19 protein-coding genes are annotated in these 26,301 nt (G+C 34.9%); 1 reads left to right on the plus strand and 18 read right to left on the minus strand.

The genetic code is table 11. From position 1 onward, the window contains the following. Positions 1-85 precede the first annotated feature (85 nt). The 5 genes from BOW57_RS18395 to BOW57_RS18415 all read right to left on the minus strand — a co-directional run bounded on the left by BOW57_RS18395 (position 86) and on the right by BOW57_RS18415 (position 5,762). Positions 86-1,102, minus strand: coding sequence for a M28 family peptidase (locus BOW57_RS18395; RefSeq protein WP_129056380.1), 1,017 nt, complete (start codon positions 1,100-1,102; stop codon positions 86-88). Positions 1,103-1,108: 6 nt separating this feature from the next. Beyond that, positions 1,109-2,173, minus strand: a complete 1,065-nt coding sequence (locus BOW57_RS18400) for a DUF3667 domain-containing protein (protein ID WP_129056382.1) — start codon at positions 2,171-2,173, stop codon at positions 1,109-1,111. A 49-nt stretch (positions 2,174-2,222) separates the two neighbouring features. Then, entirely contained in the window at positions 2,223-2,996 is a 774-nt protein-coding gene (locus BOW57_RS18405) for a dienelactone hydrolase family protein (RefSeq protein ID WP_129056384.1), read from the minus strand. Between the two features lie 101 nt (positions 2,997-3,097). Beyond that, positions 3,098-5,299 (minus strand): penicillin acylase family protein, encoded by a 2,202-nt coding sequence (locus BOW57_RS18410; RefSeq protein ID WP_241687475.1) that lies wholly within the window; start codon positions 5,297-5,299, stop codon positions 3,098-3,100. 10 nt (positions 5,300-5,309) lie between these two features. Next, on the minus strand, positions 5,310-5,762 hold the full coding sequence (locus tag BOW57_RS18415; protein WP_089053257.1) for an Lrp/AsnC family transcriptional regulator: 453 nt from the start codon (positions 5,760-5,762) through the stop codon (positions 5,310-5,312). A 194-nt stretch (positions 5,763-5,956) separates the two neighbouring features. Here BOW57_RS18415 and rocD point away from each other — a divergent pair, with 194 nt between their 5' ends. Continuing rightward, complete coding sequence (gene rocD / locus BOW57_RS18420) at positions 5,957-7,207, plus strand: ornithine--oxo-acid transaminase (protein WP_129056386.1); 1,251 nt, start codon at positions 5,957-5,959, stop codon at positions 7,205-7,207. 134 nt (positions 7,208-7,341) lie between these two features. On the opposite strand, the gene BOW57_RS18425 is transcribed toward rocD, so the two are convergent. The 13 genes from BOW57_RS18425 to BOW57_RS18480 form a co-directional block, all read right to left on the minus strand. Beyond that, the gene (locus tag BOW57_RS18425; protein WP_129056388.1) at positions 7,342-9,276 is read right to left on the minus strand and encodes a family 2A encapsulin nanocompartment cargo protein cysteine desulfurase; all 1,935 of its coding nucleotides are present in this window, start codon (positions 9,274-9,276) and stop codon (positions 7,342-7,344) included. Beyond that, positions 9,260-10,180, minus strand: a complete 921-nt coding sequence (locus BOW57_RS18430; protein WP_129024792.1) for a family 2A encapsulin nanocompartment shell protein — start codon at positions 10,178-10,180, stop codon at positions 9,260-9,262. The genes BOW57_RS18425 and BOW57_RS18430 overlap by 17 nt, the downstream gene beginning before the upstream one ends. 181 nt (positions 10,181-10,361) lie before the next feature. Then, positions 10,362-11,174, minus strand: a complete 813-nt coding sequence (gene epsC / locus BOW57_RS18435) for a serine O-acetyltransferase EpsC (protein ID WP_129056390.1) — start codon at positions 11,172-11,174, stop codon at positions 10,362-10,364. Positions 11,175-11,247: 73 nt separating this feature from the next. Next, positions 11,248-12,681: an APC family permease gene (locus tag BOW57_RS18440; protein WP_129056392.1), complete on the minus strand. Its 1,434-nt coding sequence runs from the start codon at positions 12,679-12,681 to the stop codon at positions 11,248-11,250. 20 nt (positions 12,682-12,701) lie between these two features. Beyond that, complete coding sequence (locus BOW57_RS18445; protein ID WP_129056394.1) at positions 12,702-13,868, minus strand: LLM class flavin-dependent oxidoreductase; 1,167 nt, start codon at positions 13,866-13,868, stop codon at positions 12,702-12,704. Positions 13,869-14,042: 174 nt separating this feature from the next. After that, on the minus strand, positions 14,043-15,743 hold the full coding sequence (locus BOW57_RS18450) for an amidohydrolase (RefSeq protein ID WP_129056396.1): 1,701 nt from the start codon (positions 15,741-15,743) through the stop codon (positions 14,043-14,045). Positions 15,744-15,782: 39 nt separating this feature from the next. After that, positions 15,783-17,255 (minus strand): RagB/SusD family nutrient uptake outer membrane protein, encoded by a 1,473-nt coding sequence (locus tag BOW57_RS18455; protein ID WP_129056398.1) that lies wholly within the window; start codon positions 17,253-17,255, stop codon positions 15,783-15,785. 34 nt (positions 17,256-17,289) lie between these two features. After that, on the minus strand, positions 17,290-19,713 hold the full coding sequence (locus tag BOW57_RS18460; protein WP_129056400.1) for a SusC/RagA family TonB-linked outer membrane protein: 2,424 nt from the start codon (positions 19,711-19,713) through the stop codon (positions 17,290-17,292). A gap of 2 nt (positions 19,714-19,715) precedes the next feature. Beyond that, the gene (locus BOW57_RS18465; RefSeq protein WP_129056402.1) at positions 19,716-20,474 is read right to left on the minus strand and encodes a TonB-dependent receptor plug domain-containing protein; all 759 of its coding nucleotides are present in this window, start codon (positions 20,472-20,474) and stop codon (positions 19,716-19,718) included. A gap of 774 nt (positions 20,475-21,248) precedes the next feature. Then, on the minus strand, positions 21,249-22,904 hold the full coding sequence (locus BOW57_RS18470; RefSeq protein WP_129056404.1) for an arylsulfatase: 1,656 nt from the start codon (positions 22,902-22,904) through the stop codon (positions 21,249-21,251). 213 nt (positions 22,905-23,117) lie between these two features. Continuing rightward, positions 23,118-24,380: a YeiH family protein gene (locus BOW57_RS18475; RefSeq protein WP_129056406.1), complete on the minus strand. Its 1,263-nt coding sequence runs from the start codon at positions 24,378-24,380 to the stop codon at positions 23,118-23,120. An 11-nt stretch (positions 24,381-24,391) separates the two neighbouring features. After that, the gene (locus tag BOW57_RS20680; RefSeq protein WP_164973739.1) at positions 24,392-24,538 is read right to left on the minus strand and encodes a hypothetical protein; all 147 of its coding nucleotides are present in this window, start codon (positions 24,536-24,538) and stop codon (positions 24,392-24,394) included. Between the two features lie 83 nt (positions 24,539-24,621). Beyond that, the gene (locus tag BOW57_RS18480; protein ID WP_129056408.1) at positions 24,622-26,241 is read right to left on the minus strand and encodes a sulfatase-like hydrolase/transferase; all 1,620 of its coding nucleotides are present in this window, start codon (positions 26,239-26,241) and stop codon (positions 24,622-24,624) included. Positions 26,242-26,301 lie beyond the last annotated feature (60 nt).

The following is a 26,301-nucleotide window of genomic DNA, read 5'->3' on the forward strand; positions in this document are numbered from 1 at the left end:
AGTCTTANCCTTTTTTTTATGATTTAAGTTAAAAAAAACTCTGAACCTTTGCAACTTTGAACCTTTGTGCCTAAAAATAAGAACCTTATTTCTTATCAACTACAGGTCTATTTTCTCTATTGGCTAAATCCCAGGCAACAACAAAAGCAAGTTTTGTTCTTTTGGTTAAAGCATCGTATTCAATTTTTTCAGGATTGTCGTCTTTTCCGTGATAATCTTCGTGAACTCCGTTGAAGAAGAAAACAGAAGGAATACCATGTTTAGCAAAGTTATAATGATCAGAACGCTCGTAAAAATGATTTGGATCTTTTGGATCATTGAATTTAAAATCTAAATCTACTTTAGTGTATTTTTCATTTTGAGATACCACAGCATTGTGTAAATCAGATGATAGTCGATCAGCACCAATTACATAAACATAATTGTTTGTTTTAGTATGTTCTACGTCACGACGGCCAATCATATCAATATTGATATCGGCAACAGTATTGGCAAGTGGAAATAAAGGATTTTCAGAGTAATAACGCGAACCATGTAAACCATGTTCTTCGCCAGTTACGTGAAGGAATAAAATTGAACGTTTTGGTCCATGTCCTTGTTTTTTTGCTTTTGCAAATGCTTTAGCCATTTCAATAACCGCAACAGTTCCAGAACCGTCATCATCGGCACCGTTATATATGTCTTCACCTTTAACGCCTACGTGGTCGTAATGAGCTGAAATTACTAAAACTTCATTTGGTTTTTCAGATCCTTCGATATATGCCCAAATGTTTTCAGAGTCTGGTAAGTTTTCGTTACGTCTTGCATTTAGGAAAGATGCAGGGATATGTTGATAATAATCTTTTGCTCCTTTTGGGAATGAAACACCGCTTTTTTTGTATTGCTCTATCATATACAATCCAGCCTTTTTTTGTCCGGGAGAGCCCGTTTCGCGGCCTTGCATTTCATCTGATGCAACAACGTACAACATTTTTTTTAGGTCTTTTTCAGAAATCGAGTTTAAGTATTTCGTTGGATCTGAGTTGTCTTTTGATACAGCGGACTGGGTGTTTTTACACGAAAACGCTGAGGCAATTAATAATAAAACTACAATTTTTTTCATTTGGTATTAGTGTAAATTGATAAATGTGTAAAAAGCAAAAGCAATTAGTAAAAATAGAATAAAAAATGAATTTATGAAAAATAATACTACGCTTTTCGTAAAGGATACAATTCTTGATTCTCCGTAAAATCTATGATGCGCCGGGAAAAAATAATAAAATGCCCACACGACTCCTGCAAATGTGAAACAGTCAATTACGATAGAAAGAAAAGAATTGTTTATTGCGTTTCCTATTTTTCCAATGGAGAAAAGTACTAGAAAAATCAGCAGTAAAAACGAAAAATAATGCAATGTAAATATACCATGGTCAAAATAATACCAACGCTTTTTACTATGAAAAATCCATAAAAAGAAAGCGAAGAATGGCATGATGATAAATAAAACTTTGGGTAAGTTGTGTATAAAAGATTCTATGAATTTATTGAAAAGTTCTTGATTGGTGTTTTTATCTTTTATGATTTGTATTTTTCTATTTATCCAATAACTAAAATCGGAAAGTTTCTCAGATTTTGAACCATATTTTTGAATGGAGTCAATTTGTTTAACAGATTTATATCCTAAATTTATTAGACTATTGTCACTTGATTTTGGATTATCTAACATATTCTGAATCGCCTTTTTGTCTTCTGGTGATACTGAATCAGAGCTTAATAAGGCTTTTACGTTTTCATTTTCTTTTAATGAATTTGTCTGCTTTGAAATTTCTTTTTGAACCTTTTCTGTTTTTACAGATTCGTTTGTGTCTTCTTCTACATGAATAGGAAACATAGCTATTAACAAAAAGGTTATAAAACTTATAAAAATATAAAGCCTAACCGGAGCCAAATAAGATAATCGTCTTCCTGAAAGATATTCTTTAGTTAAAGTTGAAGGTTTTAAAAGAAGGTTTTTTATGGTTTTCCAAAATGCATTTTCATAGTGTGTTAGATCTTCAATGAAATGAATAAATAAATGATGAAAAGTTTTACGGGAATCACTGTTTTCTTGTCCGCAGTTTGGACAGAACTTTTGTTCAACAACATGTCTGCAGTTCAAGCAGGTTTTGTCTTCTCTAATTTTGTTGTGTGACATTGGTGTATTAATTGTTTTGATTTTGGTTTTTTGATTGGTATTTTAAGATTTACTTTTTGAGCACTTCATTTAGAAAAAGCTGTAAATGCTCAAACGCTCTTTTTGCTGCAACGGGATTGTATGCTGCACCTTTTGAATTGTCATTTCCAGCTTCAGGATTTGTAAACGAGTGTACTGCATTTGCATAATAAATCATCTGCCAATCGGCTTTAGAATCGCGCATTTCCTGCTGAAACGACGCCACTTCATCTTTTGATACAAACGGATCATCGGCGCCATGACAAATAAGAACTTTTGTAGTAATAGGTTCGGTTTTTCTAGAAGTATCTTTTCCTAAACCTCCATGAAAGGAAGCAACTCCTTTAAGTTTTAGACCTCCGCGTGCGGCTTCTAAAACTCCCGTTCCTCCAAAACAATACCCAATAGCGGCAATATTGTCTTGATTTGCACCTAATTTTATTAATTCATGAAGTGCAATATCAATTCTTTTTTGGTACGCTTCGTAATTTGTTTTATAATAACCGGCTTGTTTTCCAGCTTCTGAAGTATTTTTAGGAACATTTCCTTCGCCATAAATATCTGCTATAAAAACATTATAGCCCAGTTTTGCTAAATTTTCGGCAATCCCTTTAGAAGCACTATCAATTCCAAGCCATGCCGGAAGTAGCAAAATGCTTGGGTTTTCGGTACTTTTTTTAGCAGCTTTTATGTATAAGCCATTTAAAACCTGCTTGCCGTCAGAATATTTTATTGGTTTCAATTGTGCATTCATTAGGGTAGTATTAAGTAAAATTCCTAAAACAAATAGCTGTATGATTTTCATAAAATGATATTTTTAAGACAAATATGAGGAATATTACAATAAAAAAAAACCTCAAAAGACATTTCTTCTGAGGTTTGTTTATTTAAAGCAGGCTTTAAAGATTATTCTCCTGGATGATAAGTACGTTCTGCATTTTTTTCGACATCGTCTTTATAAAATAAAACATCTTTAAATTGCCCATTTTGATACATTTGGGCTTGATCAAAAAAGTGTTTTGAGTTTATGTCTCCGCTATTTCCTCCTGCTAATACTGATTTCGCTTTTATCTTTGATCCAAATTCAACTACGCAGACAAAACTATTGCCATTGTAGCCGTAACGTTTTTTAGAACCATTTTGGTAACTGCTTTTAAAAGAGGGAAGACTTCCCCAAGAACCAGGGCCATAAGCAATTGGTAAACTTGGTTTCGAATCGTCATATTTTAAATTAATATCACCATTAGAACGTTGAAAACGATTAATTTCTCCCCACGGAATCTGCCATGTTCCCCATTTTGCGTTTAAATCTTTTACTACTGCCTGCAGTTGTGGAACCAATTGGTCTGCAGTTGCATTTTTAGCAAATTTTTTAGTGTTTTCTACTTGATCAGTTTCTCCTTCATTAACATAAGCTTTTTGAATGATAGGATCTAGTTTGTATGCCCATTCGACCGCTAGAGTTGTTGCTATAGAATTTTCTTTGGCATAATAATCCCAGTTTTTTAAAATAGAAATTGGTTCAGAAAGTTCAATATAGGCGGCATCAGTTGGTTTTATGTTTTTTTCGAAAATTTCTGTCAAAGCAGGAATTAAGATTTCAAAAATAGATAGTTTAGAATCGTAACCGTCAGTAATAACTTCATCTAAAGTATATTTTTTGTCTTGACTAAAAATACGAACAGCGTTTATACCTCTAAAATTTTCTCCATCAGGAGCCATATATGCAGGATAATCTTCCTTTTTTGGACTATTAGCTCCCGCTGCGGTGTATGGTGTTGAATTACAGTTTTGAAGCCATCCGTTTGTTGGATTATACAAATGAACCGTTTCATTTACTTCGTGCAGTCCTTTCCATTGCGTAGCAGAAATCGATCCGTCAACGACTTTTGACCAATTGAGATTTTTATCTCTTACCGGAATAAAGTTTCCGTGCCAATAAGCAATATTCCCTTTACTGTCCGCATAAACAGTATTGTTGGAAGTATTGGCTTTTAAATCCATTGCCTTTTTATAGTCGTCAAAATCTTTTGATTTCGTTCTGACCCAGCTTTGAATTAAGCTGTTCATTGATCGGTTATTAGATTTTAAGCTTATCCATTTCCCGTCTCGTTTCGCCATTATTGGACCATTATTAGTAAAATAAGTTTTAAATGTTTTAGGGACTAGTTTTCCATTCTCTAAATATTTAATGGTGATTTCTTTCTCAGTTATAGGAATTAATTTTTTGTCGTATTCGTAGAATACTTTATTTTTTTTCAAAACAATTTTTTCAGCATACATATCGGCAACATCAACATTTGAAGAAGTGTGCATCCAGCCGCAGTTTTCATTAAATCCTTGATAGATAAAAAATTGTCCCCAGGTCACGGCGCCATAAGTATTTAAACCTTCTTCACTCGAAACTTGAACCTCTGGTCTGAAATAAAAAGTAGTATGCGGATTAATATAAAGAATAGCATTTCCAGAAGCCGTTTTTGAAGGGGCAAAGGCGAATCCATTTGAACCCGTCTGTACATTTTTTTCTCTTTCTACGTAGGCTGTTTTTTCATTGCTGCCTGAGTAAAAAGCTTTTAATTCTCCTACTGAAAGATCAGCTGTACTGATTGCGCCAATACTTCCATCCGTCCAAAGTAAAGGAAACCAAGGCTCGAAATGAGTTAGTAAAAGAGGTTTTACTTCAGGATGTTTGTACAAGTAAAAATTGATTCCATCGGCATAACTATCCAGTAGTTTTTTTAGCCAGGGCGCTGCATTTTTATAATCGGTTTTAGCTTCGTTGATATCTATTAAAAGTTTTATTTCTAAATCATTATATAGAACAGATTGTCCTTTTATTTCAGAAAGACGACCTAGTTTTTCTATATAATTCATCTCAACACGTTTAAAGTCATCTTCGCATTGTGCATACATTAAACCAAAAACAGCCGCAGCATCCGTTTTCCCATAAATATGAGGAATTCCCCAGTTATCACGAATTATAGTTACCTTTTGTGCCGTTTCTTCTAATTTCGCAATTTCTTTTTTACTTAGATTTTGAGAAAAAGCAAACATAGAAATGCAGCAAAAAAGAAGTGTTGTATGTAATAATTTAGCAGAATAAATCATATTTATTTTTTTACAAGGATACATTTCGTTTAAAGGCACATCCTAATTCAACCATCGAATCTGTTTTTGCAATTCCGGGTATATTATCGATTTTTTCGTATAATATTTTTCGCATATGCTCGTGATTTTTTGCCGTAATCTTAAGGTAAAGTGTAAAAGATCCAGTTACAAAATAACATTCTGTAATTTCTGGAATTGCTTTTAAAGCTTCAATAATTCTTTCGGAGTCAGAATCTTTATTGAGCGTAATTCCTGTAAAAGAAGCCCAGTCATAGCCAATTTGCTTTTCATTTAAAATAGGTTTGATGCCTGCAATTATGCCTTGTTCAAATAAACGATTAATACGTTGATGCACCATTGTATTCGAAATCTTCAAATTAGAAGCAATTGTTGAATAAGCTATTCTGCCATCTTTTTCTAATTCTTTGATAATTTTTACGTCAAACTCATCTAAAATATCCATGCGAAAATTTTTATTTTCTGTAAAGATAAAAATAAGTCTGATTTGTCTGGGTAATTATAAAAACAAAATGACTTAATATGTGTTTTAAAATTGATATTTTGGTTTTTTAAAAGCTATTTTTAAGTTAAATTGTCTTGTTTTTGGTTTAAAATAAATAATTTTTATACTTTTGCAGAAGTAAAAAAGAAATTATCATGGCAAATACTCAAGAAATACTTTCGGCAAAATCTGAAATTTTAATCGAGAAAGAGAATAAATACGGAGCTCACAATTACCATCCGCTTCCTGTGGTTTTAGAAAAAGGAGAAGGCGTTTATGTATGGGATGTTGATGGGAAAAAGTATTATGATTTTTTATCGGCATATTCAGCAGTAAATCAAGGGCATTGTCATCCTAAAATTGTGAAAGCAATGGTTGATCAAGCTCAAAAATTGACGCTTACTTCGCGTGCTTTTTACAATGATAAATTAGGAAACTACGAAGAGTTTGTAACGAAGTATTTTGGTTTTGATAAAGTTTTACCAATGAATACTGGCGCTGAAGCTGTTGAAACAGCTCTTAAAGTGTGTCGTAAATGGGCTTATGAAGTAAAAGGTATTCCAGAAAATCAAGCGCAGATCATTGTTTGCGAGAATAATTTTCACGGAAGAACAACTACAATTATTTCGTTTTCTAATGATGAATCGGCTCGTAAAAACTTTGGACCGTTTACAGATGGATTTATAAAAATTGAATATGATAATCTTGAAGCACTTGAAAAAGCTTTAGAATCATCAAAAACTATTGCAGGATTTTTAGTAGAGCCAATTCAAGGTGAAGCCGGTGTTTATGTACCATCTGAAGGATATTTAGCAAAAGCAAAAGCATTGTGTGAAAAACATAATGTTTTATTTATAGCCGATGAGGTTCAAACTGGAATTGCGCGTACTGGAAAATTACTAGCGGTTCACCATGAAAATGTGCAACCTGATATTTTGATTTTAGGTAAAGCCATTTCGGGAGGCGTTTATCCAGTTTCGGCTGTTTTATGTAATGACGAAATTATGAACGTTATTAAACCAGGTCAACATGGATCTACTTTTGGAGGAAATCCTGTTGCAGCTGCTGTTGCAATTGCAGCTTTAGAAGTTGTAAAAGAAGAAAATCTTGCTGAAAATGCAGAGCGTTTAGGTGTTATTTTAAGAAAGGGATTAAACGAAATCGCTGAAAGAAATAATTTAATTACACTGGTTCGAGGTAAAGGACTTTTGAATGCTATTGTTATTAATTGTGATGAAGATTCTGATTTAGCTTGGCAGATTTGCTTAAAATTTAGAGATAACGGACTGCTTGCAAAACCAACTCATGGTAATAAAATTAGATTAGCACCGCCTTTGGTAATGACAGAAACTCAAATTCAGGAATGTCTGGTTATAATCGAAAAATCATTGAATGAATTTAAGTAATTAATTCAGCTTACTTTATTATAAAAAAAGGCGATTGTATTGAAACAGTCGCCTTTTGTTTATAATTACTTAAAATATCAAAAAAAGTAATTATCTCTTTGAATAGATGCGTGAGACATTTACTCTTAATTATATTAAAATCTTACTTTTTTTAGTTCCCACAATGTCTTGATAAAAGTATCAACATCTTGTGTGGTATTGTAAAAAGCCAATGAAGGGCGAACTGTTGTTTCAACTCCCATTCGTCGCAAAATAGGCTGTGCACAATGATGACCGGTTCGTACTGCAACACCTTCTTTATTCAAAGCCTGTCCAACTTGATCGTTGCTGTAACCTTGTAAATTAAAAGAGAGCACACTCGCTTTGTCTTTTGCAGTTCCAATCAATCGCACGCCCGGAATTTCTTTTAAAAGATTTGTTGCGTATTCCAGCAAATAATGTTCGTATTGTCCGATTGCATCGATACCTAATTTGGTAACATAATCGATCGCTGCGCCAAGACCAATAGCATCTGCAATATTTCCTGTTCCAGCTTCAAAACGATTGGGAGCTTTGTGGTATTTTATTTCCTCAAAAGTTACATCCTGAATCATGTTTCCGCCAGATTGATAAGGTGGCATTTCATTTAATAAATCTTCTTTACCATACAAAGCGCCAATTCCAGTTGGACCAAAAAGCTTATGTCCAGAAAACACCAGCCAATCTGGATTTAAATCTTGTACATCAACTTTCATATGCGAAACGGATTGTGCACCGTCTATTAGAACTTTGGCTCCAACAGCATGTGCCATTTCAGTAATTCTTTTAGCAGGAGTTACGGTACCAAGTGCATTTGAAACTTGTGTAAAAGCAACCAAACGTGTTTTTGAGTTTAGCAGTTTAGCATATTCATCCAGCAAAATCTGACCATCGTCATCAACAGGAATTACTCTAAGTTTTAAACCTTTTTTATCAGCTAGTCGTTTCCACGGAACTATGTTGGCGTGATGTTCTAAATTGCTTACGATAATTTCATCGCCGGCACTTAAATTTTGATCGCCCCAAGTGCACGCTACTAAGTTTATTCCTTCTGTTGCGCCTCGCACAAAAACAATTTCGTTTACCGAAGATGCATTCAAGAATGTTTTTACCTTTTCACGAGCTACTTCATAAGCATCAGAAGCTCTAGCGGCTAACTCATGTGCTGCACGATGAATGTTTGAATTTTCATGTTCATAGAAATAAGCAATACGCTCAATTACTGATTTTGGTTTTTGAGTGGTCGCGGCATTATCAAACCAAACTAATGGTTTTCCGTTTACTGTTTCGCTTAAAATTGGGAAATCTTTTTTGATCAGATTGGCATCAAAATGAGAAGTTGTAAAACGGCTAATTTCTTTTGGCTCAAAAGTATTTCCAACAATTACATTTGTATTTCTTTTATCAAAAGCAAATGGATTTTGATCTAAAAAATAATACGAATTTGTAGCGTCATTTCCATTTAACGGAAAAGCTTCACGTTTTGTAAATTGGGTATCAACAAATGCTAAAGCTGCTTTTAACTCAGTCTCAAAAGACGAATTCTCTGTTTGAAATGGCAGATATTCATTGTTTAAGAGCAACTGGGAAAAAAAACTTTCTTCATTTAATTGTGGAGTTACTGCGTTTTTCAAATTAGTATCATAAAAACTAGTGTGCGGATTATTGAGGTTTAGGTTGTAATCTTCCTGAACTCCTGATGTTGTAACGCCGCTTTTTGGATCAAATCCCGCTCCGGCATTAGGATATAATGCAGAAGCTCCTGAACCATAATTTGCAACTGTAGGTGAGGCTCCAAAACCACTAATTGCAGGCAAAGCCGAAGGTGCGTTTACTGCGCTTTGTGATGGAATAGGAGTGTCGCTGCTGCCTAAATTGCCAGTTTGCAAAAACGTTTCTACAACTTTTGCGGCACGAGGATGTTCATTGCGATCTGGACTTAACGAGATTTCTTTAGGAAATTCGTTAGGCAGCGTCTTGAACAATTCGTTAGCTAAATGCTGTAAATCGTCAATGTTTGGTAAACCGTTATCGTTAGTATTTGTACTCATGATATTTGCCTATTTCTACATCTTCTAAAACTGCGATCGCATCATCTACTAAAATGGCTAATGAACAATAAAGAGAGACCAAATAAGAAGCAATTGCTTTTTCGTTTATTCCCATAAAACGAACTGATAATCCTGGAGATTGCTCGCCTTGTAGTCCCGGTTGAATAAGACCGATAACACCTTGACGACTTTCGCCGGTACGTAATAAAATGATTTTTGATTTTCCGTTTTTAATTGGCAGTTTATCTGATGGAATCAGGGGAATACCTCTCCAAGTCAAAAATTGAGATCCAAATAAAGACGTAGTTGGCGGCGGTACACCGCGACGTGTACATTCGCGTCCAAAAGCAGCAATGGCTAACGGATGCAGCAAGAAAAATCCTGGTTCTTTCCATACTTTAGTCAATAATTCGTCTAAATCGTCTGGAGTTGGTGCGCCGGTTCTTGTTTTTATAATTTGAGAGGGTGCAACATTACTCAATAATCCATAATCTTTATTATTGATTAATTCGCTTTCCTGACGCTCTTTAATGGTTTCGATTGCCAGTCGCAGCTGTTCTGAAATTTGATTATAAGGCTTGCTGTACAAGTCAGAAACACGAGTATGTACTTCGACAATAGTTTGTACTGCAGCAAGATTATATTCTCGAGGATTCTCGATATAATCAACAAAAGTATTTGGTAAAACCCTTTCGTCTCGTGCAGAACAGTCAACTTGTATATGATTGGCATCTTTTACTTTGTTCAAACGAAAAACTCCTGATTCTACTGGTGTCCAATGTAAAAGATGCGTCAGCCAGCGTGGACTGATAGTTCCGATTTGAGGAACTGTACGTGTAGCAATTGCTAATTGTCTTGCAGCTACATCTCCTAATGCGGTCTGCTGTTGTTTTGATTCCGCCATGATTTAAAGGTTTAAAAGGTTAATTGATTTTTGATTAAAAATGCTTATTATTAGATGTTTAGAAAAATTTTTTAATTTGATATATAAATTTAGATTAAAAATAAAAACACTCAAAATAAATTGGATTTAATTTAAAGTAAAATTGTTTTTAAATTATTGATATACAGTGTTTATGAGCCGATTATTCACTAAATACGATCGAATTGTTGTCTTTTATTTTAATTTCATTTTTGTGATATACTATTGAATTTGACGGGACAGTATAAGTAAGCCAGACATTTCCGCCAATGATCGAATCGCTTCCTACAACCGTTTGTCCGCCCAAAATGGTGCTGTTCGAATATATAATAACATTGTTCTCAATAGTTGGATGTCTTTTAATAAAAGCATCTTCTTTTTTTACACTCAAAGCACCCAGCGTAACACCTTGGAAAAGTTGTACATTATCGCCTATAATTGTGGTTTCGCCAATTACAATTCCAGTTCCATGATCAATTGCAAAATCATTTCCTATTTGTGCGCCCGGATGAATTTCTATACTGGTTTTAATATGCGCATATTCTGAAATAGTTCTTGCCAAAAGTTTTAAATCCTGTTTCCATAATTGATGTGAAAATCGGTATATCGCAATAGCAAAAAAGCCGGGATAAGAATACAATACTTCTTCGAGCGATTTTGCAGCAGGATCTTTTGTAAAAATGCTTAAAGCATCGTTTATCGTTTTTTTATGCAAATGCGGTATGGCATTAAAAAAAGTCAGTGTCTGCTCTTTATCAGGATCATTTCTTTGCGAAAAATCTTGAACTAATTCATCAAAACGCTTTTTCAGCTGATTGAATTTGTATTTAATTGTAGCTTCAGATTCGTATGATTTCGATGTATTTGAAAACAAAATGACAAATAAGTCATCAATAAACAGATGTATTAATTTCTTCTCTGGAAGTATTAGTAATTCCTGATGCTGTTTTGCTATTTCTTGATAAAATGAATTCATAATAAAGTTTTTTTTGGTTAGTAAATAACATTTACGAGAAATCAACTAATCTGAATTTGTACTTTTAAATAGGCTAAATGTCTGAGTTTTTAGGTGTCGAAAATTTCTCTCTTATATAATAAACAGGTATTCCAATTCCTGCAATGATCAATCCTGGCCAAGTGTAAGTAGGTTTGTAAATGATTAATAAAATGCAAAAAGCAGATCCTAAAAGAATATAAATAGCGGGCAAAAACGGATATCCAAAAGCTTTATAAGGTCGTTCGTGTTTAGGTTTGTTAATACGCAGCACAAAAATTCCGGCAATAGTGATAACGTAAAACAAAACAACCACAAAGGAAATCATGTCTAACAAATTGCCGTAACGTCCACTTAAACTCAAAATTACCGCCATAAAAAACTGTATCCAAAGTGCATTTGCAGGAACTGAATGTTTGTTTAAAATCGCCGTTTTTTTGAAGAACAAACCGTCTTTTGCCATACTTTGATAAACTCTTGCGCCCGATAAAATCATTCCGTTAGCACAACCAAACGAAGCAATTAAAATCATTAAGGCAATAATCGAAGTACCGCTTGAACCAAAAATTGCCTGTGCAGCAGCAATTCCAACACGGTCTTTTTCTGGTGTTCCAATGGCTTCAACAGGTAAAACTGCGGTAAACATCACATTTAATGAAACATAAATTAGGGTTACAACTGCAGTTCCTAAAAGCAAACTCAAACCAATATTGCGTTTTGGATTTTTTATTTCGTCAGATACAAAAGTTACATTATTCCATGCGTCGTAACTAATTACCGTTCCTACTAATGCCGAAGCTATTGCACCCCAAAAAGCGGGTGTATTTGTATATTGTAAAAAAGTGCCGTCAGGATTTAGCTTTTGAAGATGAAATGGATTCGTCCAGTTTGTCTGCCAGATTTCGGGTTTAAAAAATATAAATCCGAAAATAATTAATGCTAATAAGCTGATCAACTTAGTTCCCGTAAAAAACTTCTGAATCACTTTTCCAAGTTTTACACCTTTGGTATTTATATAAGTTAGAATAAACAACAAGACAATAGAGGAGAGCTGTGCCGGAGAAACTGTAAACGATTCTCCAATTCTAAAAGCAATCAAATCTTCACTAAAAAACGGAAAAAAGTAAGCCAGAAATTTAAAGAACGAAACACAAACTGCGGCAATTGTTCCTGTTTGAATAACAGTAAATAAACTCCAGCCGTAAACAAAAGCCACAAGCGGATTATAGGCTTCTTTTAAATAAATATATTGACCTCCAGATTTAGGAAACATACCGCTTAACTCGCCATAACTTACAGCAGCAATCAAAGTCATGAAACCGCCAATGAGCCAAACCAAAATAAGCCATCCTGCCGATCCCACGTTTCGGGTAACATCAGCACTCACAATAAAAATTCCAGAACCAATCATTCCGCTGGCAACCAATAAGGCTGCATCGGCAAGACCGAGTTCTCTTTTGTATTCTTGTTTTTTTTCTATTTCAGACATTCTAAATTTTATTTTTATAACTAAACCAATTCAGCATTGGTTAAAGGTGTTGTAGGTGTTTCTTGTGGAATTCTTCCTTGCAAATGTGGTAAAGAGGCATTTGGTAAGCGCGGCAGAACCAGCTTTGCAAAATAATTGGCTTCTTCAATCAAAGGAAATCCTGAGAAGATAAAAGAACGAAAACCCATATCCATATAGCGATTTAGTTTTTCTATAATTTGATCAGCACTTCCTACTAAACCGCTTCCGCAGCCAGAAAAAACTTTACCAATATCTGTCCATAAAATATCCTCGACATAACCATCGTCATCTGCAGTTTCTCTTAATTCGTCTTGTTTTAAAACACCTAATGAACGAGAATCTTCACCGCGGCTTCTAATTTCTAAACCTCGCTTTTCGTCAAACTTTGAAATCAGCTTTTTGGCGTAAGCTCTTGCTTCTTCTTGTGTTTCGCGAACAATTACATGTATTCTTAATCCAAAATCAATAGTTCTTCCTTCGGCAGCAGCGCGTTCGCTCATTTCTTTAAGAGTGGCATACATCGATTCTTCAGATTCCGGCCAAGTCAAAAATACATCGCAATGTTTGGCGCAAACAGCTCTGGAACCAGGTGAAGTTCCTCCGAAATACAATAGCGGACCGCCGTTTTGCTGATACGATTTTACAGGATCAGAAGGCAGATCAAACTGATAAATTTCGCCTTTGTGCGAGATTCGGTCTTGCGTCCAGCCTTGCTGTAAAATCTGAATTACTTCAGAACATCTTTGGTATCTTACATTCGGATCTTCACGTGTTCCTGGTAAATCGGAATTAATGATATTCAAAATCAATCTTCCTTTCAGCATATGATCCAGCGAAGAAATGGCACGCGCTAACATGGGCGGATGTACTTCGCCGGTACGAATTGCGAGCAAAAATGTAATCTTGTTGGTTTCGGGTGCAACACTTGCCGCAAAAGCCAATCCGTCTTGACCTACAGTATAAGCAGATGGATATAAAATATTGCTGAAACCTAATTTTTCTGCTTCCAGTGTAATGTCAAGGCAATGCTCGTAGCTGCTTCGGCGATCATTGTCTAGAACGCCTAAATATGCTGTATCGCCGCCAATAATATCATTAAACCAAGAGATCTCTGCGACTCTTTCGGGTGTTCTAATGGCGACCGTTTCAATTTTTCCCTCAATCATTTTTTTTCTTCTTTTTTAAGCTCTTTTTTATTTTTGTATTCTTTTTATCTTGTGAGTTTACTGTATCAGTTTCACTAAACCAGAAAAATTCAGAAGACTTTTTTGGTGCTCTCATTGATACAGCTGGCGCAGGATTAATGTTGATCTGATTCATTTTTTTTTAGATTTAAAGGGTTATTTTTTAAAAACTGTTTTTCCTTCTTTAATCGTTTCCAAAACAATTATGTCTTTTATTTTAGAATGCTCAACTTTTGTTAAATCATCAGAAAGAACTACTAAATCGGCTAGTTTTCCAGTTTCAATAGAACCTTTGCTGTTTTCTTCAAAATATTGATATGCTCCGTTTATAGTAATGGCGCGTAAACCTTCGATAGGAGTAAGGCGTTCGTCAGGACCAATAACTTGTCCAGAACGTGATTTTCTTTCTACAGAAGTCCACAGCAAAAACAATTGGTTTAGCGGTGTAACAGGATAATCAGTATGGTTTGTTGCAACAACTCCTTTTTTAATGGCTGTTTTTAAAGGGCTTAAAAAGTTTGCTCTTTCTGGACCTAAGTTGCGAACGTGTACGTCTCCCCAAAAAAAGGCGTGATTACTAAATAAAGCGGCAATTATACCCAGTTTTTTGTAGCCGTCTAATTGATCTGGTCGTACAAATTGTGAGTGAATAGTTACTGGTCTGCGGTCGTTACTGTTTGTGTTTAAAGATTTATTAGCATTTTCGATTGCTTTTAAATACATGTCGATGGTCGCGTCTCCGTTGCAATGCACAAACGGACGAACATTGTTTTGAAAAGCTTTAATTACAAGGTCATTAAATTGATCTTGTGTAATGTTTGGGAAACCTGTACATTGATCATGATTACAACCTGGCACTTCTACCAAATAGGATTTGCTGAAAAAAGCTGTTTTACCTTGTGGAGAACCATCAGCAATCATTTTTGTTCCTGCTAGTTTTAAGTGGTTTTTTAGTACACCAAATTTAAACTCAGGATTTTCTAGTACTTTTTCTAAAGTTGGATAACCGGGTAAAGCTTCAATATCAATAAATAAAGCATTTTTTTCGGCTGCTTTATGCAATAATTGCAGTGACTCATAACTCGTATATCCATCTTGAGCTGTGGTAATACCATTACTTGCGTAAAACAATTGCTGTTCATTTAAGCTTTTAATCTGCTCTTCTAAAGATGGTGCTGGTTTTGCAGGTCTTTTTAATAATCTGCTGGCATTTTCTTGTAACAAACCTGTAGGTTCATTAGTGCCTTTTTTTCTTTCGATGGCACCGCCGGCAGGGTTTGGAGTACTTGCATCAATTCCTGAAATTTTTAAAGCATAAGAATTTGAAACAGACATATGCCCGTTGATGTTCGTAATCGTTACGGGATTATTAGGAAATGCAGCATCAAGATCTTCTTTATTAGGATGTCTTTTTTCTTCCAATTGATCTTGGTCGTATCCGTAAGCATCAATCCATTCGCCTGGAGCGATATTTTTTTGCTTCTGAAAATCCTGAATACGACTTACCAAATCGGCAATGTTTTTAACTGTGCCCATTGGCGGCGAACCTACATTTACGGTAGTCGATCTTGATAATCCCATAAAATGGCTATGTCCGTCAATAAATCCCGGAACTACAGTTTTGCCTTTTAAGTCAACAACAATTGTTTTTTTGTCTTTTAGTTTTTCAATTGCACTATTGCTGCCAACTGCCAGGATTTTACCATTACTTACGGCAACGGCTTGTGCTGTGCTGTTTTTGGCATCAACAGTAATTATATTTCCATTGATAAAAACCTTATCAGCAGTATTTTTTTGTTGAGCGGTAATAATCGTCGAAGCGAAGATTACAGCCAGATATTTAAAATTATTTTTCATTTCGTTATTTTTTTATTGATATTTTCTAAAGTGTTTTTTTTATCTCGGAGCCAGTTTGTTATAAGCCAATTCGTTACTAGGAATTGCCCAAACATAATTACCTGCTGTTGGCAGCACTTCTGGCGCTACGCCTGCATTTCCTGTTTTTCCTGGAAGAGTCTGCACGCGTCGCAATAAGTCTGGTGTACGGAATCCTTCACCAACTAATTCTATTCTTCTTTCTGTTAAAATAGTGGCAATCAATTCGTCTTTTGTTGTAACACCAGTTGTAAAAACATAAGCAGCATCAGAACGATTTCGTACAGCGGATAATAAAGTTCTAGCCAAAGGAAGATTGTTATTCTGCGCCGCGGCTTCGGCATAGTTCAATATGATTTCGGCGTATCTAATAACAGGTACAAAATCAGTAAAAGGAGCGCTGTTTTTCTTGAATTTGTTTAGCAGTTTCTGACCAGTTGAATTGGTAATTACTAAAGCTTTTCTAGCATCTGTTGAGGTTGGCGAAGCAAAAACATCATTTGCAATAATTCCAGCGGTATTAAAATAGAGAACCGGAGTTAAATAATTTGGTCCAAGAGCACTTTGTAAACCCGGCGCTTCTGCGGCTGTTGTAAACGGAATGGTAAATATCGCTTCGCTGCCTACATAAAGACCTCCAAAAACGGTTGCAATATTGGATTCCAAACGATGCGTTAAACTTCCTGAAACATATTGAAAAGGTGCAGATTGCGGTACAATTTTACTTGCTTCTGAAACTACTTTTGCATAATCACCTTTGCTCAAATATGCTCTTGTTTTTAAGGCAATCGCTGTGGCTTTATGTGCTCTCGAAGCGTTAAGAATTGCAGTTGAATAACTTTCTGGCAAATCGGCTTCAGCTTCGTCAAGATCTTTTAGTATTTGAGTGTAAACATCGGCAACCGAGCTAAAAGCGAAGTCATTAAGTCCGCCAGATGTGTTTCCTTTTAAACGCAGCGGAAGCGCTGGCGCAGCACTATTTTGAGCATAAGGTTTTGCATAAGTCTGTACTAAACTCAAGTACGAAATAGCTCTGATAAACTTGGCTTCGGCAATATAATTTTTGCGTAAATCGTCGGCAACAACAGTTGTGTTTGCCAAATTATCGATTAGAATATTCGAGAAATTTATCGCTGTATAAGCAACACTCCAAACAGAGTTTACAAAATCACCGGATGAGGTTATAGATTGATTCCAAACATTGGCACCAGTTGAGTTGTTTCCGTCATTTTGGCTAAATTCATTTCCTCGTTGTTCATTAAAAATAATGAATCGACCGCCGTACAATGACGGATTGCTGAATTGGGCATAAAGTCCATTTACCTGTGCCAAAATCTTGGCAGGTGTGCTAAAAGCAGTTTCTGTAGAAATACTTGTTTCTGGCACCGTATCTAAAGAATCATCACTGCATCCTGCCAATAATAGGGCTATAAATGGAGTAATAATAAAGGCTTTTGTGATGCTTTTTCTATAATTTTTATAATTGAAATTCATGATGTTTTTATTTAATGGTATAATTAATTAGCGCCTAAAAACCTACATTAAGACCTAATGTAAATACAGATGAGTTGGCTGGCACGTTTTGATCTTTTCCAGAATTAATTGAATTTCCGTTTATTGAAATCTCGGGATCTGAACCTCTGTATTTAGTCCAAGTCAATAAATTTGATCCCTGAGCATATACTTTTGCAGATGAGATGTATTTATTAATCAATTCATTTTTAACTGGAATTCTGTAACTTAAAATGATGTTTTTAAGTTTTAAATACGATCCGTCTTCCACATAAGCTGAGTTGCTTGATGAGAAACCTCCAGAAAAACTATCGCCATAAACTAATTTTGGAACATCGGTAACTTGTCCTGGTGTTGTCCAACGGTCTTTTATGAAAGTTCCGTTGTTAAAAAAGCGCTGATCTGATAAAGTAGATCTTGTACCGTTGTACAATTTGTTTCCTCCAGAAAAAGTAAGTCCAATCGTTAAATCGAAATTTCGATAAGATAAATTATTGTTCAAACCACCATAATAAGTTGGCAAAGACGGGCCTTGAATACGTCCGTCACGATAGTTGTCGATTGCAGGAGCTGCAGTACCGTTTAAATAAGTAAAAGCCTTTGTAAGTGCATTGTATTGCACCTCTTCATTATTTGCATTTACATAAACTCGGTTTCCGTTTTCAGGATTTACGCCAGTTGTTGGAACCGCAAAAATAGAACCTACAGAATAACCTTCTCTAGTAATATTTTGAATTCCGAAAGTGCTTAGAGCTGTTGGATAAATATCACCGTATCCTCCAAGAGAAGTAACTTTGTTTTTGATCGTAGATAAATTCAAACTCGCATTCCATTGAAAATCATTATCATCAATAATATTCGCATTCACAGTAAGTTCAAAACCTTTATTGTAAAGAGAACCTACGTTTGCAGCAATAGAGTTATTTGGGATTCCTTGTGATAACGCTTGAGGAGCATTTAAAATTAAATCGTTGATATTGTTTTTATAATAATCTGCTTCAATGGTAATTCGATTATTGAATAAAACCAAATTAACTCCAAAATCAAACTTTTTGCTGGTTTCCCACTTTAAGTTAGAATTTCCAGATTGAGAGAAGTTAAGAGTAGGCACTCCTGCATAAGTTCCTGCTGTATATTGTGATAGAGAAGCATAATCGTTCAATTCGCTGTTACCCACAATTCCGTAGCTGGCACGCACTTTAAACGCATTCAGCACTTCTTTGATAGACGAGTTTTTATAAAAATCTTCTTCAGATACATTCCATCCTACAGAAGCACCTCCAAAATTTCCCCATTTATTACCGCTTGCCAATGCCGATAATCCGTCTCTTCTGAAGTTAAGATTCAATAAATATTTTTTGTCATAATCGTAAGCAATACTGCTGAAATAAGAAAGCAAAACATTTTCAGTTTGAACCGATACTCCTGGGCTTATAGTTGTAAATCCGCCTTGAAAACTGGTAAAAAACGGATCTGTAAGTCCTGTTTTTATTGCTCCCCATCCATCAATTGTTCTAACATTTTTTTCCTGTCCTAAAAGCGCTTTTAAATTATGTTTTTCGTTAAATACAATAGAGTAGGTAAGTGTATTTGTCCAGTTTGATCTTTGGTATTTTGTGTTCGAATTCGTTGCAGCTCCTTTGGTTGAAAAACCGTCACCGCTGTAAGGATTTCTAAATTCTTTGTTTTCTACAACAAAATTATTAATGCCGTAAACGGTCTTGAATTTTAAGTTTTTAAGGATTTCAAGTTCAGCATAAACACTTCCGATAAAAGTATTGTTTTCAGAAGTATTTTTGTCTAAATCTAAAATCGTCTGCAGGTTGTAAGCATTAAAAACGCCTAATGATGGACTATTTGGACCGTATCCAATATTTCCGTTGGCTGGATTTATATTATATGAACCATCAGCATTATAAACTGAAACGTTTGATGGCAAAATATAAGTAAGTCTTCCAAGCGGCTGTAATCCTATGTATTGTGTATTAACACTGTTTCCAGATGAAGAAGCAACAGAATTGGGAGTCGAAGAACCCGAATTTGGTCCTGAATTCAGCGTATTATTATAAGAGAAATTAGTTCCTAAAATAAACGAATTAGTTACCTTTTGTTCAAAGTTTAGTCGAATTCCCTGTCTTTTAAATTCGTTTGTTTTCAAAATACCATTTTGATCTGAATAGTTTGCCGATACAAAATAGTTGGTAGAATTTGTCGCGCCAGAAAAACTCAAATTGTGGTTTTGAGAAACACCTGTATGATAAGCAACATCATACCAATTGGTTTCTTGTGTAGATCCATCAGCATTTTGTCCTAAAGCAAAACCAGGAGTAAGTCCGGCATTTGTTCTAGCTTCATTTTTGATGGTTACATAATCCTGAGCGTTTAAAAGTTTTGGTAAATTATTGGCTTTGTTCCAGCTTACCCAAACATCATAATTGATATTTACTTTTCCTTTTTTCCTTTTTTAGTAGTAATTACAATAACTCCATTTGCTGCACGCGAACCATAAACTGCCGCCGCCGATGCGTCTTTTAAAACATCGATAGATTCAATATCATTCGGATTAATATCTGACAATGGGTTATTGCCAATTGCTCCGCCCGCAGTTCCTGTAAATACAGTTACTCCATCAACAATAATAAGCGGATACAACGAACTGGTTATAGAATTTATTCCTCGAATTCTAATAACTGGAGTATTGTTTAATGAACCGCTTGGCTGTACAATATTTAGTCCAGATGCTTGACCGCCCAATAACTGGTCAAAACTTTGTGCTGGACGATTTGCTATTTGTTTAGCATCGATTTTTGCAGTAGAACCTGTAAAGGTTTTTTTTGCCGAAGTTCCGTATCCTACAACAACTATCTCGTCTAATTTTTCGACTTGTTCAGTCAGCTTTATTACAATTGGACTTCCATCTACGATAACTTCTTTAGAAAGATATCCGATATAGCTGATTTGTAAGGTGTAAGGGAATTTTTGACCTGTTTGAAAATAGAATTTTCCGTCTAAATCTGTTTCTACGCCGTGAGTGGTTCCTTTAATGTTTACAGAAGCACCTATAATAGGCTGATTGGTTATTTGATCTACTATGGTTCCATTTAGTTTAGATTGAATTGTAGGCTCTGTGTTTTGAGCTTTAATTCCAACTGAGATAAACAAAATGCTAATCCATAAAATAAGTTTTGTACTTTTTTTCATTCTTGGTAATAGGTTTTGTAATTAAAAAATGCACAAAGAAGTTCGTTTAAACCCTTGTTTTCATTCTTTTATTTTAGTGATAAATATTCTTTAATTCCGTCTCATTTCTGTTGCCGCAGAAACGTGTTTACGTGTAGTTGAAATGGTTGTTTTTTGTCATGTTTGTTGGTGTTAGTTATTATTTTGATGATTTATGGTTATGATACAAGAATCCTTATTGATGCAAAAAATATTGAATCAAAACGATTGAATTATGTCAGTAAGAAACCTAAGGTTTTAAGAAAATTGTTTTTAAGGTTTTGCAGAAAAAACAATTAAAAACGAAATGTTGATGTAGAATTAACAACAGAAGCACATATAACGAAAAGTGTTATAGGTATACTTTTTAGGAAGAATAAAAGATGATATGCTAACGGTTGTTTTCAAAATACAGTTGTTTATAGTTTTAAACTCTACTAATTCTATAGACAAAGTTAAATTTAATATAATAAAAACCAAAAGTTTTTTAATTTTTATTTAAATGTTTAGAAAACAGATACTTATAAAACGATTGAAATTTGTATTTAATCAATTGGTTTATAGTTGTTTATGAAATTATTAATTGAAATAAAAAAAGACAAAAAAATAAGTTTGGGAGATCTTTTTTTACTTATTTTTCTGTCTTTTAATGTTTTATGAAATGCAAAAACTGCTGTTTTGATCTTTAAATTAGTTAATGAAAGTTCTAGCTGGTAGAAAAATCAGGCTCAATCCGTTTTTAATTTTAAAAAAAAATCATTTTTTTAACGAGGCACCGCCGGGCATAACTTCTGTTTTTAATTTAAACTTACTGTATTCAACAACACCTGTTTTATCAGCCCAGTCAAAATATTTTGCTGAGAGATCATTTACAATTCCAGGGTTTTGCTGTGCTACATTATTTGTTTCGCCGCGATCTGTTTCAAGATTGTAAAGTTCCCATTGATAGGCAGGATATGTCGAAACCAGTTTCCATTTTCCTTCTCTTACCGCTCTGTTTCCAGCTCTTTCCCAAAATAGTGGAGCACCTCGATTTACTTCGGAAACATTGTCGAACAAAACTGGAAGCAAACTTTTCCCCGCTAACGGATTTGAGTTTACGCCATTATAAGCAGCGGGATAAGTAATTCCTGCCAATTCATAAAAAGTAGGAGCAAGGTCAATAATATGTCCCGTTCCTTTATCGATTCGTCCTGCTTTTATTTTTGATGGATACCAAGCGATAAACGGCGAACTAAAACCACCTTCGTGCATATTGTTTTTATACTGCTGCAGTGGTGTATTCGACAAGTACGCCCAGTTTTGCTCTTGATAATCAAACGATCCCGAAGTTCCAACCGGCCCGTCATTTCGAACTAAACCTCGCCCTAAGGGATTGTAAGTATTAAAACCGCCTTGAGCACCATTGTCTGAAATAAAAATAATTAGAGTGTTTTTATCCTTTTTTAAAGCTTTTAATTTGTTTAAAACTTTCCCCACATTTTGATCCATGTTGTCGACCATCGCGGCGTAAACCTCCATTTTTGCTTTCCAAAATTGTTTTTCATCATACGACAATTTACTCCATTCAGGAACTTCTGGATCTCTAGGAGCAACGGTTTGATTGGCAGGTAAAATTCCGTTTGCTTTAAGTTTTTCAATTCTTTTTTCTCTTAAAACATCCCAGCCCTCGTCAAATTTCCCTCTGTATTTGGCAATATCAACCGGTTTTGCCTGCAAAGGCCAATGCGGAGCTGTAAAAGCGAGATACAAAAAGAAGGGTTTGTTCTCTTTGTTTTGCTCATCAAGAAAAGTGACAGCATTATTTCCTATTTCATCTGTAAAATAATACGAATCATCTTTTGGATGTAATTCTTCATTATTGCGAATTAATTTTACAGGGTATGGCGTTTTTCCAAAAGGCAGCGGTTTGGTATCAAAATAGTTTGAAGCACCTTTTAAAATACCATAAAATTTATCAAAACCTCTTTGGTTTGGCCATTGCGATTGATCTTCAGATCCTACGTGCCATTTTCCAGAAAGTAAAGTGCTATAACCGCCGGAACGAAAAACCTCTCCTAAAGTCAATGATTCTTTATTTAAATAACCTTGGTAAGCAGGAAATCCTAAATTGACATCAAAAAATCCCATTCCCGCTTTATGCTGATATTGTCCCGTAAGTAAGGAACCGCGCGTTGGTGCGCAAATCGAGTTATTGTAAAATTCGCGTAAGCGCAAACCTTCGCTGGCGAGTTTATCCAGATTGGGTGTTTTAATTTCGGAACCATAATTTCCTAAATCAGAATAGCCCATATCATCAACCATTATTAAAATAATATTGGGTTTTGTGGTTTCTAGAGTTGTTTTGTTTTGTGCCGAAACTAAAGCTGCTGCGACGAACAGGAGATTTAGTGTAATAAGTGTTTTTTTCATTTGAGTTGATATTTTAATGCATTGGAAATGGCTGGTGAAACTTTTATAATGCTTATAATCATGCTAGTTAGCTCATTCTGTTATGCTTGGCGATAACAATAATGGCTGTTGTTTTTTATTATTGGCTATATGTTTTATTTTGAGTGAAACGACTTTCATAAACAATCCAAACTATGTTTCTATGTGCTAAAAAAATAAAAATTTAGGATTAAATCATTTACTAAACAGTAAAAAAGCAATAAGCAGCGTTATAATCACATTGAATAATTGTGCGATTAAAAATGCATATAAAGGTTTTCGGCTGTTGTTGTTTAATAAATCTTTAAAATTGGTTTCGAGACCAATACTTGTAAAAGCTAAGGCAAACCAAATTCCCTGTAGATTTTTCAAACTGTCTTTTACTTCATCTCTAGTTTCGGCTGTAAGCAGGAAAGAAAAGAGTAAAGATGCTGCAATAAAACCAATTACGAATTTAGGAAAACGTTCCCAGATTACTTTTAAAGTTGGTTTAGATGCTGCAGTTTCAGCAGAAGAATTATGCGAATACGTCCAATAAACCGATATGGCAAATGCAGCAATTCCTAATAATACGTTTTGAGAGAATTTTACAATGGTGCTGATTTTTAAAGCGGTTTCGCCAACTAATGAACCCGAAGCCACAACTGCGCCCGAAGTATCAATGCTTCCGCCGAGCCATGCTCCGGTAACTTCTTCGGGAAAATTGAAATATTTGGCAATTATGGGCATAAAAATCATCATGGGAATGGCGGTTACCAATACAATCGAAATGACATAAGAAAGCTTTTTTGAATCTCCTTTGATGGCTCCTGAGGTCGCGATCGCTGCAGAAACTCCGCAAATCGAAACGGCACTCGAAATCATCATTGTAAGTTCATCGTCGACTTTTAGTTTTTTACACAGCCAAAAAGCAAAATACCAAACGGATAAAACGACTACTAGAGCCTGAATTAATCCTAATGAACCTGCTTTTAAAATGTCTGAAAAAATAACGCTGGTTCCTAATAAAACCAATCCGATTTTGACAAATACTTCGGTAGAAAGTGCCGATTTGAACCAATCGGGAAGTTTGAAAAAATTACTGATGGCTAAACCAATAATTAAACTAAAAATTACGGCTTCGAGATTAAGTCCTTTTACTTCGGTATTTCCAGCAATGATGAGCGCAATAACGGTTAATAGATAAACTATGGGAAATCCTAATAGAAAATGTTTTACTGATTTCCCGATTAAAAAGGCTCCAAGTGCTCCAATGATAATGAGATATAAAAATTGAAATAAGAGGATTTTGAGGTTTGCAGAGTCGAAAACATCAGCGAGTAAATCCGTTTGATTTGACCATTTGAAAACGGGAACTTCGGGAAGAAAAACAAATAGCGAAAGTCCGATTATTATAAATCCGAGAATAACGACTGTCCAATCTTCGTGAATGGTGAATGTTTTGGTTTGGGTTGACATTGTTTATTTTATTATCCTAACAGGTTTTCAAAATTTGTTAGGTGTTTATTTGTTGTTGCTTTTTTTGAATTGCCTCCAGCTTTAGCTGGAGGAATAAGTTTATGGATAAAAGGCTTTAGCCGAATAGAAAGTTTGGCTAAAGCCTTTTCTTTTTCCAATTTTGAACCTCCAGCTAAAGCTGGAGGTAATTGATAATTATTGATTTTCTTGTATGATTTTATAGGATTATACAGGAATAGAATTACAAATCGACAAAGTATTTTTGTTTGCCAAAATCAAATTCATAATAAGTTAGATTTGGCCATAAGGGGTTTATCAAACCCTTTTCCCAGTTTTGTAAAGCAAGTTGTAGTTCCTTTACTTTTTCAGGATTTTTTACTGCTAAATCTGTTGTTTCAGATTTGTCTTTTGATAAATTATAAAGCCATTTTTCATGCGTTTTTCCGCTTATGATTAATTTCCAATCGCCGCTTCTTATAGCTTTTGCATCGCCGGAACGCCAGTATAAATCTTTGTGTGCGACTTTGTTTTCATTTACAGTTTTTACTAAATCAACACCATCATAAACTCGGTCTTTTGGTAAATCTGAATGTATGGCAGCGGCAATCGTGCTAAAAATATCCAATGTGCTTACAGGAGTTTTATAGATTGTGTGCGGCTTGATTTTTCCTTTCCACGAAAGTGCAAAGGGAACGTTTACTCCGCCTTCAAAATGAGAAAATTTTCCCGCTTTTAATGGAGCGTTTGTAGTGGCAAAAGTATAATCGGCTCCGCCATTATCACTGGCAAAAAAGATTAGTGTATTATCTTCGAGACCTTCTTTTTTTACTTTGGCTCTAATTCTGCCTATGGCATCATCAAGCGCACTGATCATAGCAAAATAAACACGTTTGTTTTCGTCTTTCACATTCGGGAAACGATCGTAATATTTTTTACGAACTTGAAATGGCGTGTGCGGCGCATTGAACGGAACATAAAGCAAGAAAGGTTTCGTTTTATTTTTATCAATAAAAGCTTCAGCTTCATCTGCAAAAGTTTCAGTTAAATACGCTTTATTATGAACTATTGTAGTATCACGACGAATTTGTCCAATGCCGACACGACCTTTTCCCCAAATCATTTTATCGGTAAAATCTTTATGATGATGGTTAATAATATCTGGATTGTCATCTTCGGGAGTATAAAGTGAAAACGCTTGATAAAATCCGTAATGGTAATCAAAACCACGATCTAAAGGAAAAAATCCTTTATTGTGTCCAAGATGCCATTTACCAATAATTGCGGTGCTGTAACCTTGTTTTTTGGCAAGATCAGCAAATGTAATTTCGGATTGTGGTAAACCTTGAGTGGCTATCGAAGCATCATTCGGATACTTTATTTTTGGATTTAACCGCCAGTTATTGGTATTGATTAAATATTTAAAACCATAATATTCTAAGTTGTTTTTAGGATAACGATCTCCGGGTTGATATTCATGTCCAAAACGTTCCTGATAACGCCCCGTTAAAATTCCCGCTCGCGACGGCGAACAAATAGAAGCCGAAACATAACCGTCTTGAAATGTAACTCCCGATGCTGCCAGAGAATCGATATTTGGGGTTGGTGTAGATTTTCCTCCGTACAACGAAATATCATATTTTCCTAAATCATCAGCAAGGAGAATAATGATATTTGGCTTTCTGAAGGAACTGTCTGCTGAAACTTTTTGAGCTAGAAATGCTGCTTTTCCTTCAAGCAGTTTTTTGTCTGGTTGAATTAGAGTTCCGTCCGTATTGATGGGCCAGAATAAAAATGCTGCGAAAATAAGAAGCACTATTAAAATGGATATTATAATCTTGGTTGTTTTTTTATAGGCTGCCATAAGGTTAGTTTTAATGCTGTTTGAAGTTTGAAAACATTGTTTTTAAACAGGTAGAAACAT

The sequence above is a fragment of the Flavobacterium sp. YO64 genome (assembly GCF_004119505.1).
GTDB classification, from domain to species: Bacteria; Bacteroidota; Bacteroidia; order Flavobacteriales; family Flavobacteriaceae; genus Flavobacterium; species Flavobacterium oncorhynchi.

Bases quoted from the DNA above. Each gene is read 5' to 3' on its own strand.
- BOW57_RS18395 (WP_129056380.1), bottom strand. From the start codon at position 1,102: ATGAAAAAAATTGTAGTTTTATTATTAATTGCCTCAGCGTTTTCGTGT.
- BOW57_RS18400 (WP_129056382.1), bottom strand. From the start codon at position 2,173: ATGTCACACAACAAAATTAGAGAAGACAAAACCTGCTTGAACTGCAGA.
- BOW57_RS18405 (WP_129056384.1), bottom strand. From the start codon at position 2,996: ATGAAAATCATACAGCTATTTGTTTTAGGAATTTTACTTAATACTACC.
- BOW57_RS18410 (WP_241687475.1), bottom strand. From the start codon at position 5,299: ATGATTTATTCTGCTAAATTATTACATACAACACTTCTTTTTTGCTGC.
- BOW57_RS18415 (WP_089053257.1), bottom strand. From the start codon at position 5,762: ATGGATATTTTAGATGAGTTTGACGTAAAAATTATCAAAGAATTAGAA.
- rocD (WP_129056386.1), top strand. From the start codon at position 5,957: ATGGCAAATACTCAAGAAATACTTTCGGCAAAATCTGAAATTTTAATC.
- BOW57_RS18425 (WP_129056388.1), bottom strand. From the start codon at position 9,276: ATGAGTACAAATACTAACGATAACGGTTTACCAAACATTGACGATTTA.
- BOW57_RS18430 (WP_129024792.1), bottom strand. From the start codon at position 10,180: ATGGCGGAATCAAAACAACAGCAGACCGCATTAGGAGATGTAGCTGCA.
- epsC (WP_129056390.1), bottom strand. From the start codon at position 11,174: ATGAATTCATTTTATCAAGAAATAGCAAAACAGCATCAGGAATTACTA.
- BOW57_RS18440 (WP_129056392.1), bottom strand. From the start codon at position 12,681: ATGTCTGAAATAGAAAAAAAACAAGAATACAAAAGAGAACTCGGTCTT.
- BOW57_RS18445 (WP_129056394.1), bottom strand. From the start codon at position 13,868: ATGATTGAGGGAAAAATTGAAACGGTCGCCATTAGAACACCCGAAAGA.
- BOW57_RS18450 (WP_129056396.1), bottom strand. From the start codon at position 15,743: ATGAAAAATAATTTTAAATATCTGGCTGTAATCTTCGCTTCGACGATT.
- BOW57_RS18455 (WP_129056398.1), bottom strand. From the start codon at position 17,255: ATGAATTTCAATTATAAAAATTATAGAAAAAGCATCACAAAAGCCTTT.
- BOW57_RS18465 (WP_129056402.1), bottom strand. From the start codon at position 20,474: ATGAAAAAAAGTACAAAACTTATTTTATGGATTAGCATTTTGTTTATC.
- BOW57_RS18470 (WP_129056404.1), bottom strand. From the start codon at position 22,904: ATGAAAAAAACACTTATTACACTAAATCTCCTGTTCGTCGCAGCAGCT.
- BOW57_RS18475 (WP_129056406.1), bottom strand. From the start codon at position 24,380: ATGTCAACCCAAACCAAAACATTCACCATTCACGAAGATTGGACAGTC.
- BOW57_RS18480 (WP_129056408.1), bottom strand. From the start codon at position 26,241: ATGGCAGCCTATAAAAAAACAACCAAGATTATAATATCCATTTTAATA.